A 1,443-nucleotide genomic window follows, 5' to 3' on the forward strand; every position below is an offset into this window, starting at 1 on the left:
AGTAACTAATCAAGGAAGTGTACAATTTATGATTTACTCAGGAACAATGAATGCCGATAGATTGATCGAGTTTTTAAAACAACTTATTAAAAATAAGGAGCAAAAAATATTCTTAATACTTGATAACCTGAGAGTACACCATAGTAAAATTGTAAAGCAATGGGTAGAGGAAAATAAAACTAGTATTGAATTGTTCTTTTTACCATCTTATTCTCCTGAGAAAAATCCAGATGAGTATTTAAATTGTGACTTAAAATATGGGCTATCAGAAAAACCTGCTCCAAAAAACGAAAAGCAACTCAAGAAAAATGCAGAAAAACACATGAAAATGCTACAAGATAATAATCAGAGAGTTATCAAATATTTTAACCATGCAGACATAAAATATGCCGCTTAATCTAGTTCTTTTACCGTCAGGTTAATAATGAAGAGAATGTTTTGGTAACCAATGGTTCTTCTGAAGCAAATTTTATTGCATGTCATACGCTATTAGAAAAGGGAGATGAAGTTGTAATGATGGTTCCTAATTATATGCAGATTTGGGGTATTGCAGAAGAAATGGGATGTATTCCTAAAGCTTTTCAGTTACTTGAAGAAAATAATTGGAAACCAGATTTAGAACAATTGAAAAAATTAGTTACATCAAAAACTAAAATGATTGCTCTTTGTAACCCCAATAACCCAACAGGATATACGCTTACAAATGAAGAAATGCAAGAAATTATAACAATAGCCAAGAGTGTAGATGCCTGGGTATATTGTGACGAAGTGTATCGCGGAGCGGCTTTAGATGGGAATGTAAGAGAAAGTTTTGTGGGTATGTATGATAAAGTAATGGTAAACGGAGGGTTGTCAAAAGCCTATGCCTTACCAGGATTACGTTTAGGATGGTTAGTAGGTCCAGAAAAAATAATTGCAGATACATGGGCATATCATGATTACACATCAATTACGGCAGGAATTATGAGCCACTATATAGGAGAAATGTAAGCGTTCGGCAAACCACATATTGTTTGGTTTCTTTTTAGGTTTTAGTTTTGTGCTATGCAAAAAGAAGACACAAATAGAAAACAGGAAATGTATACTATTCTAAGGAAATGGAAAAAGAGTAGTCTAAGTTTAAGAGACTATGGTGAAAAACAAGGCATCACTTATGGGGTTATGAAATATTGGCATAGGAAATATAGAGCTGAATATCCAGATTCTAAGAAAAGTATATCCAAGAAAGAGACAGCATTCATTCCGGTAGAAGTTTCTGCACCAGTATCGATTTCTGAAGCAGTGCCAATAGAGATCCATTATCCCAATGGCGTTTTTTTACAATGTCCTTCTGATCTATGTAAAAAAGAATTAAAAAATCTGATTACCCTTTTGTAATGTTTGGACTTACCACCACCCATCAGTTTCATTTGTATAGCAAGTCTACTGATATGAGAAAAGGCT

At 33.5% G+C, this 1,443-nt stretch carries 2 protein-coding genes and 1 pseudogene; all 3 read left to right on the forward strand.

Going from position 1 to position 1,443, the window contains the following annotated elements; all coding sequences use genetic code 11:
* Nucleotides 1-397, forward strand: a 397-nt coding sequence (locus tag CVD18_RS22190) for a transposase (protein ID WP_146052914.1), incomplete at its 5' end; no start/stop codon positions are given.
* Nucleotides 398-426: 29 nt separating this feature from the next.
* Nucleotides 427-990: pseudogene (locus tag CVD18_RS22195) on the forward strand (aminotransferase class I/II-fold pyridoxal phosphate-dependent enzyme); the annotation flags it as partial.
* A 54-nt stretch (nucleotides 991-1,044) separates the two neighbouring features.
* The gene (locus CVD18_RS22200; protein WP_103867627.1) at nucleotides 1,045-1,377 is read left to right on the forward strand and encodes a hypothetical protein; all 333 of its coding nucleotides are present in this window, start codon (nucleotides 1,045-1,047) and stop codon (nucleotides 1,375-1,377) included.
* Nucleotides 1,378-1,443: the final 66 nt, after the last annotated feature.

The organism is Aquimarina sp. I32.4 (assembly GCF_002924285.1).
Classification (GTDB): domain Bacteria; phylum Bacteroidota; class Bacteroidia; order Flavobacteriales; family Flavobacteriaceae; genus Aquimarina.

Excerpts from the sequence above, each read along its gene's own strand:
- CVD18_RS22200 (WP_103867627.1), top strand. The coding sequence starts at position 1,045 with ATGCAAAAAGAAGACACAAATAGAAAACAGGAAATGTATACTATTCTA.